At 74.7% G+C, this 16,529-nt stretch carries 13 protein-coding genes; 5 read left to right on the top strand and 8 right to left on the bottom strand.

The annotated features are described in order from the left end of the window. Positions 1-5 precede the first annotated feature (5 nt). Positions 6-515 carry an NUDIX domain-containing protein gene (locus tag J3R08_RS16315; protein WP_209961881.1) on the top strand — a complete coding sequence of 170 codons (510 nt, stop codon included), beginning with the start codon at positions 6-8 and terminating at the stop codon, positions 513-515. Here J3R08_RS16315 and J3R08_RS16320 read toward each other — a convergent pair. The 5 genes from J3R08_RS16320 to J3R08_RS16340 all read right to left on the bottom strand — a co-directional run bounded on the left by J3R08_RS16320 (position 512) and on the right by J3R08_RS16340 (position 9,963). Further along, positions 512-2,689, bottom strand: coding sequence for a glycoside hydrolase N-terminal domain-containing protein (locus J3R08_RS16320; protein ID WP_209961883.1), 2,178 nt, complete (start codon positions 2,687-2,689; stop codon positions 512-514). The genes J3R08_RS16315 and J3R08_RS16320 overlap by 4 nt on opposite strands. Next, positions 2,686-3,705: a LacI family DNA-binding transcriptional regulator gene (locus J3R08_RS16325; RefSeq protein ID WP_113974081.1), complete on the bottom strand. Its 1,020-nt coding sequence runs from the start codon at positions 3,703-3,705 to the stop codon at positions 2,686-2,688. Before J3R08_RS16325 ends, J3R08_RS16320 begins: the two co-directional genes overlap by 4 nt. After that, positions 3,702-6,110 (bottom strand): beta-glucosidase, encoded by a 2,409-nt coding sequence (locus J3R08_RS16330; RefSeq protein WP_209961886.1) that lies wholly within the window; start codon positions 6,108-6,110, stop codon positions 3,702-3,704. Before J3R08_RS16330 ends, J3R08_RS16325 begins: the two co-directional genes overlap by 4 nt. A gap of 241 nt (positions 6,111-6,351) precedes the next feature. Further along, positions 6,352-7,551 carry an ROK family transcriptional regulator gene (locus J3R08_RS16335; protein WP_209961888.1) on the bottom strand — a complete coding sequence of 400 codons (1,200 nt, stop codon included), beginning with the start codon at positions 7,549-7,551 and terminating at the stop codon, positions 6,352-6,354. 48 nt (positions 7,552-7,599) lie between these two features. Further along, positions 7,600-9,963, bottom strand: a complete 2,364-nt coding sequence (locus J3R08_RS16340) for a TIM-barrel domain-containing protein (protein WP_209961890.1) — start codon at positions 9,961-9,963, stop codon at positions 7,600-7,602. Positions 9,964-10,078: 115 nt separating this feature from the next. Here J3R08_RS16340 and J3R08_RS16345 point away from each other — a divergent pair, with 115 nt between their 5' ends. Continuing rightward, positions 10,079-12,079 carry a beta-galactosidase gene (locus J3R08_RS16345; protein ID WP_209961892.1) on the top strand — a complete coding sequence of 667 codons (2,001 nt, stop codon included), beginning with the start codon at positions 10,079-10,081 and terminating at the stop codon, positions 12,077-12,079. Positions 12,080-12,133: 54 nt separating this feature from the next. Here the strand turns inward: J3R08_RS16345 and J3R08_RS16350 are convergent, their stop codons facing one another. Further along, entirely contained in the window at positions 12,134-12,784 is a 651-nt protein-coding gene (locus tag J3R08_RS16350; protein WP_043324080.1) for a LysE family translocator, read from the bottom strand. 200 nt (positions 12,785-12,984) lie between these two features. Between J3R08_RS16350 and J3R08_RS16355 the strand changes: the two genes are divergently transcribed. Next, positions 12,985-13,521, top strand: a complete 537-nt coding sequence (locus J3R08_RS16355) for a GNAT family N-acetyltransferase (protein WP_209961894.1) — start codon at positions 12,985-12,987, stop codon at positions 13,519-13,521. 238 nt (positions 13,522-13,759) lie between these two features. Then, positions 13,760-14,230: a DUF1992 domain-containing protein gene (locus J3R08_RS16360; RefSeq protein ID WP_043330135.1), complete on the top strand. Its 471-nt coding sequence runs from the start codon at positions 13,760-13,762 to the stop codon at positions 14,228-14,230. A 4-nt stretch (positions 14,231-14,234) separates the two neighbouring features. On the opposite strand, the gene J3R08_RS16365 is transcribed toward J3R08_RS16360, so the two are convergent. Then, complete coding sequence (locus J3R08_RS16365; RefSeq protein WP_113974090.1) at positions 14,235-14,801, bottom strand: maleylpyruvate isomerase N-terminal domain-containing protein; 567 nt, start codon at positions 14,799-14,801, stop codon at positions 14,235-14,237. Further along, on the bottom strand, positions 14,798-15,574 hold the full coding sequence (locus tag J3R08_RS16370; protein ID WP_209961896.1) for a class I SAM-dependent methyltransferase: 777 nt from the start codon (positions 15,572-15,574) through the stop codon (positions 14,798-14,800). The genes J3R08_RS16365 and J3R08_RS16370 overlap by 4 nt, the downstream gene beginning before the upstream one ends. Before the next feature lie 94 nt (positions 15,575-15,668). On the opposite strand from J3R08_RS16370, the gene J3R08_RS16375 reads away from it, so the two are divergent. Continuing rightward, complete coding sequence (locus J3R08_RS16375; protein ID WP_209961898.1) at positions 15,669-16,526, top strand: MBL fold metallo-hydrolase; 858 nt, start codon at positions 15,669-15,671, stop codon at positions 16,524-16,526. Positions 16,527-16,529: the final 3 nt, after the last annotated feature.

Raw genomic sequence — 16,529 nt, forward strand, 5'->3', positions numbered from 1 at the left:
TCGCCATGGCCGTCTCGCCCTACATCGCCCGGCTGCGCCGCCACATCGGCCACGACCTGCTCATGCTGTACGGCGTCAGCGGCGTGGTCACCGACGACGCGGGACGGGTGCTGCTGGCCCGCCGGGGCGACAACGGCCGCTGGTCGGTCCCGGCCGGCACCGTCGACCCGGGCGAGCAACCCGCCGACGCGCTGGTGCGCGAGGTCCACGAGGAAACCGGCGTCAAGGTGGCGATCGACCGGCTCGCCGGTGTCGCCACCCACCCGGTGGTCTACCTCAACGGGGACGCCTGCGAATACCTGAACGTCTGGTTCCGCTGCCGGGCGATCGGCGGCGCGCCGACGGCCGACGGCGACGAGTCGCTGGCGGTAGCCTGGTTCGCCCCGGACGCGCTGCCCGAACTGGACGACTGGGCGCGGCTGCGGATCGGCACCGCGCTCACCGACGACGCCCCACCCTGGTACGCCGCGCCGGGCGAGAGCCACCCGGCGCTGCGCCAGCCCGACAACCTCTAGCCGAACACCACCTCGTACGGCCGGTCCGGAGCCAGTTCCACCGCACGGCGGTCCCCGGGTGCGTGCACCACCACGCGCTGCGCCACCGGCGACACCAGCCGCGCCCGCACCCGGCCCGGCGCCCAGCTCAGCTCCTCGACGGTGACCCGGCCCCGGCAGGTGATGCCGCGCAGCGTCCCGGCGGGCAGTTCAGGTAGCGGCGCGGGCAGCAGCCGCAGCACCCCGGGGCGGGACTGCACCAGCGACTCGATCAGCACCGCCGGAAGCGTGTGCGCGGCGTCGGCGTTGTACGTGGTCCGGCCCGGGTTGTGCGCGCTCATCAGCGACCGGAAGAACATGTCCGCGTCGAGGATCTTGCGCAGGTTCGCCGCGACCAGGTCGCCGTCGTGCAGCCGCGCCGCCGCCAGCGCCCGGTGCAGGCTGCCGTGCGCGGAACCGTCCTCGTCGCCGCGCAGCGTCAGCGCCCGGTGCGCGGCGGTGGCCAGTTCCGGGGTGTCGTCCCTGTTGATCTCGTCGAGCGGCCACACCGGATACAGGTGGCTGACGTGCCTGTGGTTCTCGTCGCCGGTGCTGCCGGTCCACGCCCACTCGGCGAGCGCGCCGCGCCCGTCCACCAGGTAGCCGGGCGGCCGTACCCCGGCCCACCGGTCGGTGCCGGTCACCTCGGCGGCCAGCCGCAGCGCGTGCCGGGCCGCGGCGACGTCCATGGTGGCGTTGACCGCGACCGGCGCGGTCCGGCCGGTGTCGTCGTACGGGCCGGTCTCCGGCGAGTACGACGGCACGAGCGCCGGCTGCCCGTCCACAGCGGTCAGCACGTCGGCGAAGAAGTCGGCCACCTCGGCCAGCCAGCCGGCCACCTCGCCCAGCGGCTCACCGGTGACCAGATGATGCTCGTGCAGTGGGTGCAGCAGCCAGTCCGCGCCGGCGAGCCACGCGGTGAACGGCCAGTCGGGGTGGACGTGGAACAGGTGCCCGTGCTCACCGTCGGTGCGGCTGGGCGCGAGCAGCCCGCGCGCGCCGTACACGGCCCGCGCGTTGGCGCGCCAGTCGGCCACCTGCGCGGCGACCAGCCGGGCGTGCGCCGCTGTCACCTCCGGCAGCGCGCCCACGTTCGCCCCGGCGAGCTGGAGGTTCAGATTCGCGTCGGTGGTGAAGTCACCGGCCCACGCCGCGTGCCAGGAGCCCAGCCACAGCCCGGTCAGCCGGGGCGGCAGCACCCCACTGGCGCTGAACAGCAGGTACCGGCCGGAGTGGAACAGCCGCTCCAGCAGCGCCGGGTCCAGCCGGTGCGGCGCGGCGGCCTGCCGGGCCAGCAGCTCACCCACCGGGAGCGCCCGGTCGGCGGCGGGCACGCCGAGGTCCAGGCCGACCCGGGTGTACGGCCCGCGATGGCGCGGCGCGTGCCGGGCCAGCAGCGCGTCGTAGTCCCCGGCCAGCGCGGCGAGCCGCCGTTCCGAGTCCCGGGTACGCCACGGCGGCGCGTCGGGCCGGTCGACGAGCGTGGTGAGCAGGGCCGGTCCGCGTACCCGTATCCGGTCGCCGTCGACGCTCACGTCACCGCGCAGCAGCGTCAACCCCTCGAACCCGTACGCGCCGCCGGCGTGCGGGTAGCGGGCGCGTACCCGCAGGAACACCAGCCCGTCGCGGCGGTAAGCGGCCTGCCCGTACACCACGTCGGCGGGCCGGCCGGGCAGCTCACCGGTCACACCGACCACGCAGTCGCCCTGGTCGAGGTGGAGCACCGCCACGCCGTCGGCGCGGGAGGCGAAGCAACGCCGCCGCCCGCCCGACCACTGCACCTCCACCTCCCCGGTGGTGAAGTCGGTGTCGCGCCGGTAGCCGCGTACCGGTCCCGGCGGCGCGTCGACGGTGAGCGCGTACCCGGGGTGGAACGACTGGGTCCACTCCAGCTCCCGGCCGCCGGTGAGCAGCCGGGCGGCCTCGGCACGGCGCCCGGCGAGCACCAGCGCGCGGATGTCCGGCATCAGCGCGGCCAGCTCAGGCGCGCGGGCGTCCCGGGCGCCGTTCGGCAGGACGAGCCGGTGGTGGTTCACCACGATCCGCTCCGCGTACGGCTGCCCGTGGACCATGAGTCCCAGCTCGCCGTTGCCGGTGAGGAACGCGTCGGTCCAGTCGGCGGCCGGCGCGGTGTCGTGGACGCGGTGCACGGTCACCGGCGGGCGCTGGTGTCCCGCACGGTGAGGTGCGGTTCCAGCAACGTCACCTCCGGCACTCCCTCGCCGCTCAGCCGCCGCATCAGCAACGCCACCGCCTGCCGCCCCACCTCCTCGGCGGGCACCGGTACGCAGGTGAGCCCGGACTGCTCGGCCAGCTCGTCCGGGCAGATCGCGACCACCGACACGTCGCGCGGCACCCGGCGGCCCAGCAGCGGCAGCGTGGCCAGCACCGGCCCGACCGCCGACTCGTTCTGCACCACCAGGCCGGTGACGTCCGGGTGGTCGGCGAGCAGCGCCTCCAGGTCGCGGCGTACCGCAGCCGGTCCCTCCTCGCAGGGCCGGGTCACCGCGTCGACGCCGAGCCGCCCGGCGGCGGCGCGTACCCCGGCGCGGGTGCGGTGGGCGAACCCGGTGCCCCGGTCGTAGACCGCGGCGGGCGCGCCGAGCAGCGCGATCCGCCGGTGCCCGGCGGCGGCCAGGTGTTCCACGCACAGCTCACCGGCGCGCCGGAAGTCCAGGTCCACGCAGGCCAGCCCGGTGCTGTCGGCGGGGTGCCCGATCAGGACACCCGGCAGCGCCAGCTCCCGCAGCAGCGGCACCCGGGAGTCCTCCAGCTCGACGTCCATCAGCAGCACGCCGTCGACGAGCGCGCTGCCGGCGATGCGGTGCAGCCCGGCCGGGCCCTCGTCGGCGGTGACCAGCAGCACGTCGTGGTCGTAGCGGCGGGCGGTGGTGACCACTGCGGTGGCGAAGCGCATCACCACCGGCACCTGCATGCCGGTACGCAGCGGCAGCACCAGCGCGATCACGTTGGCGCGGCGACTGGCCAGGGCGCGCGCCCCGGCGTGCGGGTGGTAGCCCAGCGCGCGGACGCTGTCGAGGACCCGTCCCCGGGTGGTGGCCGAGATGGTGCGTTTGCCGCTGAGCACGTACGAGACGGTGCTGGCGGCCACTCCGGCGTGCCGGGCCACGTCGGCGATGGTGACCTGCTCGCCGGGGACGCGCCCGCTCACCGGGCGGCTCCACAGCTGCGGTCGGCCGGGGCGACCGTCGTGGCGTCTCCGGTCACGGCGAGCGCGCCGACGAGCCGGATGTCGCGAGCGGACCGGCCCACCAGCACCGAGTGGACGGTGTCCTCCACCACCATCGCCGCGCGGGTCTCGTCCCACCAGGCCAGATCGGCGGTACGCAGGCGCATCGTCACCCGGGCCGCACAGCCCGGATCGAGCGTGACGCGGGCGAAGTCGCGCAGCTGCCGCAGCGGCTGCTTGACCCGGGAACGCCGCTGCCGGGTGTAGAGCTGCACCACTTCGGTGCCCGGGCGGCGGCCCGTGTTGGTGACCTCGACGCTCACCTCCACCTCCTCGCCGGCACGTGCCGTGGCGGTGCTCAACCGTAGGTCAGCGTAGTCGAACGCGGCGTAGCTGAGCCCGTGCCCGAACGGGTACAGCGGCTCACCCCGGTGGTAGAGGTAGGTGCTGTCCGCGCCGATGACGTCGTAGTCGAGCAGGTCGGGCAGTTCGGCCGTGTCGGCGTACCAGGTCTGGGTGAGCCGCCCGCCCGGGTCGGCGGCGCCGAGCAGCACGTCGGCGAGCCCGTTGCCGTGCTCCTGTCCACCGTGGGCGCTCCACAGCACCGCCGGCAGATGCTCCTGCGCCCAGCCCACCGCGTACGGGTAGCTGCTGGTCAGCGCCAGCACGGTACGCGGGTTCGCGGCGTGCACCGCACGCAGCAGTTCCTCCTGGCCGGTGGGCAGCGTCAGGTCGGCCCGGTCCTCGGTCTCCCGGCCGTTGACCATCGGGTGGTTGCCGAGCACCACCACCGCCACGTCGGCGGCGGCGGCCAGCGCGGCGGCGTCGGCGGCCCCGTCGGCGCGCAGCGTCACGGTGAACACGGCCGGGTCGCCGGTGGCGACGCTCAGCCGCCCGTCAGGTGCGACGCCGACGTGCCGTCCGGTGGCCAGATGGTGCAGCAGCGCCGTGCCGTCGGGCCGGTGGTCCAGGCGGAACGTCTCGCGTACCACCCAGCCGCCCGGTCCCTCGCGGTCGGCCACCAGGGCCCCGGCGTCGTCGGCGCCGACGTACCGGCCGGTGTCCACGGCGCGCAGCGCCACCACGTCCTGTCCCCAGTCGACCACCTCGAACTCGGCCGCGGTGTCGCCGAGCGCCAGCGGGCCGTCGCCGTCGAGGCGTACCGCCCGGTCGCCGACGTGCAGCGTGACCCGGTCCGTGCCGGGGTGGGTGGTCACCTCCGGCAGCCGTCCGAGCAGCCCCGCGTAGGCGCTGATCGTGTACGGCGGGGTGCCGCTGTACCAGTCGGTGAGCACGGTGTCGGCGAGCGGGCCGAGCACCGCGACGCGGGTGCCGGGGCGCAGCGGCAGCAGGCCGTCGTTGCGCAGCAGCACGACCGACTGGCGGGCGGCCTCGCGGGCGAGTTCCCGGTGGGCGAGGCTGTCGAGCGTGTGGGGCGGCACGTTGTCGTGGGGGTCCGGGTCCAGGTCGCCAAGGCGCGACCGGACGGACAGGATCCGCCGTACCGCCCGGTCCACGTGGGAGGGCTCGATGAGACCGCGGGCCAGCGCCTCGGTGAGGCGTTCCACCGTGGGGGCGCTGTCCTCGTCGTCCTCGGTGAAGCTGTCGATCCCGGCGCGCAGCGCGGCGGCGAACCCGGCCACGTGGTCGGGCAGGTACTCCTGCACGCCGGCGATGTTGCCGACCGCCCCGGCGTCGCCGACCACCATGATGTCGTCGTCGGCGTAGCCGCGCAGCTCGCCCTCGATGAGCGGGCTCAGGTGCGCCGGTACGCCGTCGACCAGGTTGTACGACGCCATCACCGCGACCGCCGCGCCCGCTGCGAGCGGGGCGCGGAACGCCGGCAGCTCGTATTCGTGCAGCACCCGGGGTGGCAGGTCGCTGGAGGTGGTGGCCCGGTCGGTCTCGTTGTTGTAGCCGAGGAAGTGCTTGAGCGTCGGCGCGGTGCGCAGCCGGATCGGGTGGTCGCCGCGCAGCCCCATCGCGTACGCGGTGGCCAGCTTGCCGGTCAGCCACGGGTCCTCGGACCAGCCCTCCTCGTTGCGTCCCCAGCGGGGGTCGCGCAGCGGGTTGACCACCGGCGCCCACACGTTGAGGCCGACCCGGACCGGGTCGGCGCGGTGCTTGACCCGTACCTCGTCGCCGACGGCGGCCCCGACCGCCCGGATCAGGTCCGGGTTCCAGCTCGCGGCCAGGCCGATCGCCTGCGGGAAGACGGTGGCGGTGCCGAGCCACGCGACGCCGTGCAGCGCCTCGGTGCCGGTGCGGAACGCGCGCAGGCCGAGCCGGGGCACCGGCGCCTGCCACTGGTGCAGCAGGCCGAGCTTCTCCGGCAGCGTGAGCCGGGCCAGCAGGTCGTCGAGACGGTGGGGGACGGGGTCGGTCATGGTGGGCGCCTCCGGTCGGCGTACGGGCCGCCGCCCAGCCGTCGAAGCGCTTCGACGACCGTGCCGGTGACGGGGCGGCGCGTACGCGAAAAAGGGTGGTGGTCGGTGTCGGCAGGGTCGGCCCGGAGCGGTGGTGAAGCGCTTCGACAACCGCCGAAAAACACGCCGCTTTCGCAGGTTGCCCGATCCCGGAACGCGGCGCTACCGAGGTTGACACCTTCCGCCCGGTGCGGTCAAGGGGTCACCCGGCGGGCAGGCGTCCCGTCTCCACTGTGGCCAGCGCCGCGGTGGCCCCGCCCAGCGCGCCGGCCGCGGACCCGAGCGTGCTGGCCTCCAGCCGTACGCCGGGCGGGACCGGTGTACGGGCGGCGAGTTCGGCGTGGGCGGCCGGCAGCAGCCACGGCGCGAGCGCCGCCAGGTGCCCGCCGACCACCACCACCTCCGGGTCGAGCAGCCCGGCCAGCACCGACGCCGCCTGGCCGAGCAGCCGGCCGATCTCGGTGAGCCCGGTGCGTACCGGCTCGTCCCCGGCGCGGGCGAGCGCCTGGATCCGTTCGATCTCCGGCAGGTGATCGGTGACCGGGCCGGCGTCCGGCAGCAGCCGGCCGATCACCGCGTCCACGCCGAGCAGCGCGGTGAGGCAGCCGCGCCGCCCGCACGCGCAGGGCGGGCCGTCGGCGGCCAGTGGCAGGTGCCCGATGTCGCCGGCGAAGCCCCTGCTGCCGCGCAGCAGCCGCCCGCCGCTGATCAGGCCCGCGCCGATCACCGGCCCGCCGGTGAGGTGCACCAGGTCGGCCGTGCCGGCGTACGGGCCGTGCCGCTGCTCGGCCAGGACGGCGAGGTTGGCCTCGCTGTCGACGGTGAGGGGGAAACCCGGATCACGCAGGGCGCGGCGCAACGCGGCGGCGAGCGGTACGCCACGCCAGCCGAGCGCCGGGGCGGCCGGCACGTCGCCGTCGGCGTCGACCAGCCCGGGCACGGCCACGGTGAGGCCGAGCACGGTGCGCTCGGCGCCGGTGACGCGGGTGACGGCGCGGCGGGTCAGCGCCGCCAGCGCCTTCACCGTCTCCTCGGCACCGGCGGTGGCGGCGGGGAACGCGCGCCGCCACGTGAGCACCGGGTCGCCGCCCAGCCCGGCGGCCACCGCGACCAGCTCGTCCGCGCCGACGCGCAGCCCGAGCCCGACGTAGCGGGCGCCGTCGAGGACGAGCATCGTGGCGGGGCGGCCCACCCGGTTCTCGGTCAGCCCGGTCTCGCGCAGCAGCCCGTGTTCGATCAGCTCGCCGACCAGGCTGGAGACGGTGGCCTTGTTCAGCCCGGTGCGTGCGGCGACGTCGGCCCGGGAGCAGGGGGCGTGCCGGCGGACGTGCCGGAGCACCGCGGCCCGGTTCGTCACCCGCACGTCGCCGAGGTCGGCCGTCGGCCGGTCGATGCTGATCACGTACTGCCCGCCTCCTGCGCCCGGCCCTGGGTTCGGCTAAAGCTTAAACTAAATAGGCGCGATCCCGGCCGGGTGGGCCCGTCCGGGGAACCATGGCACGAACGGCGTCACCGGGACCGGCTCGCCGTCGAGCACCACCCGGCGCGGCGGGTCCGTGCCGACCACGCTCACGCGCCGCACGTCCAGCGGCCCGTCGACGCGTACCCGCAGCGTGTCGCCGTCGCGCACGGCGGTGACCGTGGTGTCGCCGTCGGGGTCGCGCACCACGCTCACGCCGTCCACGCCGCCCCAGGCCACCACCGTGACGTCCCGGAACGGGCCGGTTCCGACCGTCGTCGCGGGCGCCACAGTGGGAATCAGGGCGCCGTGCCGCACGTACAGCGGCAGGCGGTCCAGCGGCACGCTCACCCGCAGGTGCCGTCCGCCGGTGTGCCGCTGCCCGGTGCACGCGTCCAGCCAGTCGTCGCCGGTCGGCAGGTAGACGGTGCGCTCGCCGGACCTGTCGAGCACCGGCGCCACCAGCAGGTCCGGGCCGAGGCGGTACTGGAGGTCGGCGGTCCAGGCGGCCGGGTCCTCCGGGGTGTCGACGAGCAGCGCGCGCATCATCGGGCTGCCGGTGCGGGCGCTGTCCACTGCCGCCGACCAGAGGTACGGCAGCAGCCGGTAGCGCAGCCGCAGCGCGTCCACCGCGTGCCGTTGCGCCTCGGGCGGGAACTCCCACGGCAGCCGGCTGGTGGTGCCGTGCAGCCGTACCAGTGGTGAGAGCGCGCCGAACTGGGTCCAGCGCACGTACAGGTCCGGTTCGGGGGTGCCGTGGAAGCCGCCGGTGTCGTGGCTCCAGAACGGCACGCCGGACAGCCCGTGGGACAGACCACCGCGCAGCGTGCTGGCCATGCCGGGCCAGGTGGCGTTGACGTCGCCGCTCCACTGGGCGCTGTGCCGCTGGCCGCCCAGGTACGACGAGCGCGCCCACACGGTGCGGTGCCCGGCCACCTCCTCGGTGACGTCGGCGACCGCGTCGTTGAACAGCAGCGCGTACACGTTGTGCAGCTCGACGCCGGTCATGCCGTTGTGGGCGACGGCGTCGGCGGGCACGCCCTCGGCGAAGTCGGTCTTGAACACGGCGACGCCCTGGGCGAGCAGCGGGCGCAGCAGGTCCTGGAACCAGCTCACCGCGGCCGGGTTGGTGAGGTCCACGATCGCGCAGACCGGGTAGCTGCCGTGCCACGTGTCGGCGACGTACGTGCTTCCGTCCGGGCGGCGCAGGAAGTAGCCGGCGGCCTCGGCCTCGGCGTAGAGCGGGCTGCCGGTCATCAGGTACGGGTTCATCCACAGGCACACCCGGAAGCCCTGCTCGGTGAGGTCCTTGAGCATGCCGTCCGGGTCGGGGAAGGCGTCGGTGTCCCAGCGCAGGTCCGACCAGTGTCCGGCGACCTGCCAGTAGCAGTCCAGGTGCAGCACGTCGCAGGGGATGTCGTCCGCGCGGATGCGCCGGGCCCGTTCCAGCACGCGCTGCTGGCTGTCCGGGAAGAAGCCGGAGGAGATCCACGCGCCGAACGCCCACCGCGGCGGCAGGTACGGCCGGCCGGTCAGCGTGTCGAGCCGGTCGAGCACCTGCGCCGGGGTGGGTCCGGCGAGCACGTAGTAGTCGAGCAGGTCGTCCGGGACGAGGATCTGCACGCTGCTGTGCGTGCTGGCGCACATGTCGAACTGCACCGGCAGCCCGCTGTCGACGAGTACGCCGTAGCCGCGGTCGGACAGGTAGAACGGCACGTTCTTGTGCGACCGGTCGGACTCGCCGCCGAAGGCGTCGAAGTTCCACATCAGTGGCCGCTGGCCGCGCTTGTCCAGTGGGGTGAACTTCTCGCCGAAGCCGACGAACCGCTCGTCGCCCGGCGCGACGAAGCTCTCGTGCCAGGCCACCGGCTCCCCGTCGACTGTGGAGCGGCCCAGCGGCAGCGTGCGGCGGCGGCCGCTGATGTCGCGGGTGCCGGCGTCGGAGGCCAGCAGCAGTCGTCCGTCCGGAGTGTGGAACCGCAGTCCCCACGGGTCCAGGCTCAGCTCGGCGACCATGCCACCGGCCGCCACCCGGACCTGCCCGTCGGCGACGGTCACGGTGGCCGGGTGGGGTTGCGGGTGGACCAGTGTCAGCGCCGGTGCGGACCGGCTGCGTACCGAGGGGTCGTCGGCGAGGCGTACCCGGATGATCCCGTCCCCGGCGGCCTCGACGCGCGTGACCAGCGTGCGGCCGGACGCGCAGGTCGCGGTGAGCGTGACCCCGTGCGCATCGGTCGCGGCGACCTCGGCCCGCAGCACGTCGTCGGCGCCCTCCTCGCCGGGGGCGCGGACCGGCAGGTCGGGCGGGTCGGCCACGAACGTCTCGTACGGGACCAGCGGCGGGCGGTACGGCATGGGCGTCTCCTCGCGGCGTCCACGGGCGGTCCCGCCAGTTTCTTTGGAAGCCCAACTAACTGTCAATGATCGACGCCATTGACTTTCCGTCTCACCTGTTCCTATTTTGGCCGGGATGACAACTAAAGTGCCGTGGAGCGACGGGCGGCTCTGCTACGGCGGGGACTGGAACCCGGAGCAGTGGCCGCCGGAGGTGTGGCGCGAGGACGTCGCCCTGATGCGCGCCGCCGGGGTCGACCTGGTCACCGTCGGCGTGTTCGCCTGGTCCCGGCTGGAACCCGAACCCGGCCGCCACACGTTCGACTGGCTCGACCGCGTCCTGGACCTGCTGCACGCGAACGGCATCCGGGCCGCCCTGGCCACCCCGACCGCGTCGCCGCCGCCGTGGTTCTCGCTGCGCCACCCGGACGCGCTGCCGGTCACCGCCGACGGCGTCCGCCTGACCCACGGCAGCCGCGACACCTACTGCGCCGCCGCGCCCGCGTACCGCGACGCCGCCCGCAGCATCGCCGAGGTGCTGGCCGCCCGGTACGCGCACCACCCGGCGCTCGCGCTGTGGCACGTGCACAACGAGTACGGCACCACCTGCCACTGCCCGCACACCGAGGCGGCGTTCCGCCGCTGGATCACCGGCCGGTACGGCGACCTCGACGCGCTGAACGACGCCTGGGTGACCAGCTTCTGGAGCCAGCACTACTCCGACTGGGCGCAGGTCGGCACGCCCCGCGCCACGCAATATCTCGCGAACCCCGGCCAGCTGCTCGACTTCCGCCGCTTCTGGTCCGACACGCTGCTGTCCGCGTACACCGAGCAGCGTGACCTGCTGCGGGCGGCGAACCCTTCGGTGCCGGTCACCACCAATTACGTGCTCGGCGACTGGGTGCCGGTGGACCACGCCCGCTGGGCGCGCGAGGTGGACGTGGTCGCGATCGACCACTACCCGTCCGCGGTCGGCTCGGACGCGCAGGAGCAGACCGCGTTCGCCGCCGACCTGGCCCGCGGCTGGGCCCGCCACGGCGCCGGGCGGCCGGCGCCGTGGCTGCTGGCCGAGAGCGCGCCCAACCAGATCCACGTCGCCGGGCGGATGCACACCAAGGAACCCGGCCGGATGACCCGGCACAGTCTTGCCCACGTCGCACGCGGCTCCGCCGGGGTGATGTTCTTCCAGTGGCGCGCCCCGGCCGGCGGCGCGGAACGCTTCCACTCCGCGGTGGTGTCGCACGCCGGCGCGGACACCCGCGTGTTCCGCGAGGCCACCGCCCTGGGCGCCGCGCTGGCCCGGCTCGCCGGGACCGCGCCGGGCCGCGTCGAGGCGGGCGTGGCCATCGCGTACGACGCGGCGAGCGGCTGGGCGCTGCGGCACCCGGGGATGCCCCGCGCCGGACTCGACCACCCTGGCGAGGCGGCTGCCGCGCACCGGGCGCTGTGGCACGCGGGGGTCACCGCCGACGTGGTGCCGCCCGGCGCCCCGCTCGACGGTTGCCGGCTGCTCGTTCTCCCGGCCCTCTACCTGGCCTCGGACGCCACAGTCGACTGGGTACGCCGGCACGTCCACGCCGGTGGGCACCTGCTGGTGACCTGGCTCAGCGGTGTCGCCGACGAGCACGCCCGGGTACGCCTCGGCGGCTACCCGGGCGCGTACCGGGACCTGCTCGGCGTACGGGTGGAGGAGTTCCACCCGCTCGCCGACGACGAACACGTGCCGCTGACCGGCGGCGGGACCGGCCGGATCTGGTCCGAGACGGTGCACCCGGCCGGCGCGGAGACGATCAGCGCGTACGCCGGGGGAGTGCTTGACGGCCGTCCCGCGATCACCCGGCACCGGATCGGCGACGCGTACGCCTGGTACGTCTCCACCCGCCCCGACGACGACACCTATCGGCGGTTGCTCACCGAGGCAGCAGGGCTCGCCGGTGTGACCCCGACCTGTCCCGGAGCGCCCGAGGGTGTCGAGGCGGTACGCCGCCACGACGGCCTGCTCTACCTGCTCAACCACACCGACCGGCCGCAGCGGGTGCCGGTCACCGGGCTCGACCTGCTGACCGGCGCGACGGCCGACGGCTCGTTGACGGTGCCGCCGGGTGGTGTTGCGGTCGTGCGTGAGGAGCCGTCGTGACGTCGCCCCGGCGGTATGCGTTCGTGACGGACGGCGTGGGTGCGCGTACCCCGGTCAGGGGGTGGCGACGGCGGCGCGGGAGCGGTCCGCGGCGATCCGCACCGCGAGCGCGGCAAGCACCGTGCCCATCACCCACCGCTGCAGGCGCGCCCAGCCCGGCCGCCGGGTGAGGAACGCCGACACCGAACCGGCGCTCAGCACGATCAGCGCGTTCACGGTGAGCGCCACGACGATCTGGGTCAGGCCCAGCAGCAGGCTCTGCACCGCCACGTGCCCGCGCGCCGGGTCGACGAACTGCGGGAGCAGCGACACGTACAGGATGGCGATCTTCGGGTTGAGCAGGTTGGTGACCAGGCCCATCGTGAACAGGCGCCGGGGCCGGTCCGGCGGCAGCGGCGTCGGGGTGAACGCCGACGTGCCGCCCGGGCGCAGCGTCCGCCAGGCCAGCCACAGCAGGTACGCCGCGCCGGCCAGCTTCACCGCCGTGTACAGCGGCGGGACCAGCACGAACACGGTGGCGATGCCGGCCACCGCGGCGGCGAGGTAGACCAGGAACCCGGCTGCCACGCCGAGCAGCGACACCAGTCCGGCCCGCCGCCCCTGGGTCACCGAGCGGGACACCAGGTAGACCATGTTCGGCCCGGGCGTGAGCACCAGACCGAGCGCCACCAGGGCGATCCCCATCACCGCGCCGACTGTAACCATGTCGCCTCCCCGTTGCCGACCGTGAACCGGACCCTACGCCCACCCGCCGACACCCACCGCCCCGCCGCGCCCTCACCCCTGCTCCCACTCCGGCGATCATGAGGTTGACGGCGACAAATCGGTCACCGACGGCCGCTAACTTCATGATCGCCGGAGTCGGGGGGTCAGCGCGGGGCGGGGGCGGTGGGGATACTTGTCGCATGTCGATCGTGCTGTCCGCGCCGGCGACCGCGACCGCGCCCGGTCTGCTGCTGCGACCGTGGCGTGACGGTGACGCCGACGCGCTGATCGAGGCGTACCGGGATCCGGTGCTGCGCGCCTGGACCAGACATCCGGTGACCGGACCGGCGCAGGCGCGGGTGTTCCTGCGCCGCAGCCACCAGGGCTGGGCCGCCGGGCACCGGTTCATGTTCGCGGTGCTGGAGGAGGAGCAGGTGGCGGCCTGTGTGGTGCTCAAGGACGTCCGCCCGGGCCGCCCGGCCGCCGAGGTCGGCTACTGGACGGCCGCGCCGGCACGGGGCCGGGGCGTCGCGCCACGCGCGGTGGAGGCGGTCACCGGATGGGCGTTCGCCCGGTTCGCCGCCACCGGGCTGACCCACCTGGAGCTGCTGCACCAGGTCGACAACCCGGCGTCCTGCCGCGTGGCGGAAAAGAGCGGGTACGCGTTCGCCGAGGTCCTGCCGGCCCGCGCGCCGTTTCCCCGCGACGGCCACCGCCACGTCCGCCACCTGCCCTGACGCCGGGTCCGGCCCGCCGCTGCTCTCATCATGAGCCGAGCAGGCGCAGCAGCACCGCCCAGCTGCCGACCAGGCAGGCCGTCGCCACAACGAGGCCGATGAGCCAGTCGCGCACGCCGGCACCCCCTCACCCCGGGGGCACGCTACGCGGCGGTCCGCGCGGGAACAGCCCGGCCCCGCGCGACGCTGACTCTTGTCGGACGGCGGCGGCTACCGTGGGTACGGGGAGGTGACGGCGGTGACGACAGCCTGGGAGGCCGCGGTCGAGGCGCAGATCCGCTCGGCCCAGGAACGCGGCGAGTTCGACAACCTGCCGGGCGCCGGCAAGCCCATCCCGGGGCGTGACACGCCCTACGACGAGGGCTGGTGGATCCGCAGCTTCATGGAGCGCGAGCAGATCCCGTCCGACCTGCTGCTGCCCACGCCGCTGCAGTTGCGCCGCCGCATCGAACAGCTCCCGGCCGAGCTGCGCGACCTGCCCACCGAGGACGCCGTCCGCTCGTACGTGGCGGCGCTCAACACCGAGGTGGTCGCCTGGCTGCGTACCCCGACCGGGCCACGTGTGGTGGTACGCCCGGTGAACGTCGAGGAGGCGGTGCGCGGCTGGCGCGCCGACCGGGAACGCGCCGCGCCGGTCGTCACGACGCCGGAGCCACCCCGTGCCGCGTCGGCCCGCCCGCGCCGCCGTTGGCGCTGGTGGCGCCGCTGAGCGTTCAGGGGCGCGCCGCCTGCCAGGTCCACGAGGTACGCCGTGGCCGGTCGCCGAGCGGCGCGCGGCCGGTCAGCCACAGCAGCACCGGCGCCGGCCTGCCGTCGGGCGCATCCGGGAACAACCGGCTCACCACCCGGGCGCACAGCTCGGCGGGTGGCGACCAGTCCAGGCCGAGCCCTCGGGTCAGGTCGTAGGTGTGCAGCAGCATCTCGGCCACGCCCATCGCGGCGAAGCCGCCCGGATCGCAGGGGCCGAAGTGCCACGCCCGGTCGTCCGGGCTCGCGGCGTCGACAGTGGCGGCCAGGATCCCGGCCGCGGCCGCCACGACGGTGAGCACCTCGGCGGGCGCGGCGTCCGCGTGTACCCGCAGGTCGTACGGGAGGTAGCCGCCGTCGGGCCGGCCGGACACCTGACCGGCGTACGCGATCAGGTCGTGCGCGATGTGCGCGGCCGTGGTCCAGCAGGACCAGTCCAGGTCTCCCGCGCGTATCGTCCAGTCCCGGTCGGCGGCGGGCCGCAGCACGGCGGTCGTCGCCGCGGCGGCGGCGCGGAGGTCCGCGCCGTTCACAATCGCCGCACGCGCAGCACACAGGTGAGCATCGGCAGCGTGAACTCGCCGTCGGCGGTCTCCGGCCGGCTCGCCAGGTACGCGCGGATACGGTCGAGCGTCTCCGTGCGCTCCCGTTCCGGCATGACCAGCATCCCGGCCCTGGTGGCGAGCGTCGCAACGAGCGAGTCGGCGGTCCGGCGCTGCCCGTGCGGGAACTCCGCCTGCTCGGGCGAGCCGAACCGGGCCCCGCCGGTCTTCGGCAGGTGCATGGTCGCCGTCGCGTCGCGCCAGCTCGCGGGCGTGTCCCGGGGGCCGATGGCGGCGCTTCCGCTGACCGCCGCGAGCCCGGCCACCCAGTCGACCCGGTCGTCCACGACGTTCCACAGTCCGGCCAGGACACCGCCGGGGGAGAGGACGCGGGCGATCTCCGGCCCGGCCACTGCCATGTCGAACCAGTGCATGGCGTTGCCGGCGACCACGGCGTCGACGGAGGCGTGCGGCAGCGGGATCGCCTCGGCGCTGCCGGACAGCGCCCGTACCCCGGGCAGGGTGCGGCGGAGCTCGGCGAGCATCGCCGGGTCCGGCTCGACGGCCGTCACGTCGTCGCTCACCTCGACCAGCGTGGCGGTGAGCTTGCCGGTGCCCGCGCCGAGGTCGAGCACCCGCGCGCCGGGTGCGAGTTCGAGCGCCCACCGCAGGGCGGCCCGCGCGTAGTCGGGACGGTGTTCGGCGTACGCGGTGGCCGCTGCGCCGAACGACGAGGAGTGCCGGCGTCGTGCGTCTTCGTCCATCGGGTCACCCTATCGACGGGCGCCTTCGGCTGCGGCCCTCACGGCGCCGTTCGGACAGCCACCAGCGCGAGAACGGGCGCACTACCATCTGCGCATGGACTCCAGCGGGACGTCTGTCGAGGCCATCTTTTTCGGCACCACGACCGTCTGGCTGTCCGACGGGACGTCCGGCATCCTGATCGACGGCTTCCTGAGCAGGCCCTCGCTGCTCCGCGTCGCGTTCGGTCGCGTCGCTCCCGACCTCGGGCGGATCACCAGTGCTCTCGCCCGGGCCGGGGTGACCCGTCTCGACGCGCTCTTCGTCGCCCACTCCCACTACGACCACGCCATGGATGCCCCCGAGGTCGTCAAGCATCTCGGGGGCAGGCTCTTCGGTTCCGAGTCGACCCTGAACGTGGGGCGTGGCGCGGGCCTCGCCGAGGAGTCGATGACGCGCATCGCGGACGGCGGCGAGCACACGGTCGGCGCGTTCACCGTGCGTGTGCTCGCCGCCGTCCACAGCCCCGGCAACAGGTTCCCGGGCACGATCGACGAACCGCTCGTCCCACCGGTCAGGGCGAGCAGCTACCGCGACGGCGGGTGCTTCTCCTTCCTCATCACCCATCCCGGCGGCTCGCTGCTGATCCATCCGAGCGCCAACTTCGTACCCGGCAAGTTCGACGGGCTCGACGTCGACGTCCTCTACCTCGCGACAGGCGCTCTGGGTGTTCAGCCGCGGCGGTTCCAGGACGACTACTGGCGGCACGTGGTGGAAGCGACGCGGCCCGGCCTCATCGTGCCGATCCACTGGGACAACTTCTTCGTGTCGCTGGACCGCAGGCTCCGCCCGCTGCCGCCCGTCTTCGACAGGTTCGCCGTGACGAAGGCGTTCCTCGACCGCAGGAGTGCGGAGGCCCGGATCCCCGTACGGTTCCCCGAGCCCTTCGAGGTGACCAGGCTGTTCGCGAGGTAGGCG

It is taken from the genome of Micromonospora sp. HB375 (assembly GCF_017872985.1).
GTDB lineage: Bacteria > Actinomycetota > Actinomycetes > Mycobacteriales > Micromonosporaceae > Micromonospora > Micromonospora chalcea.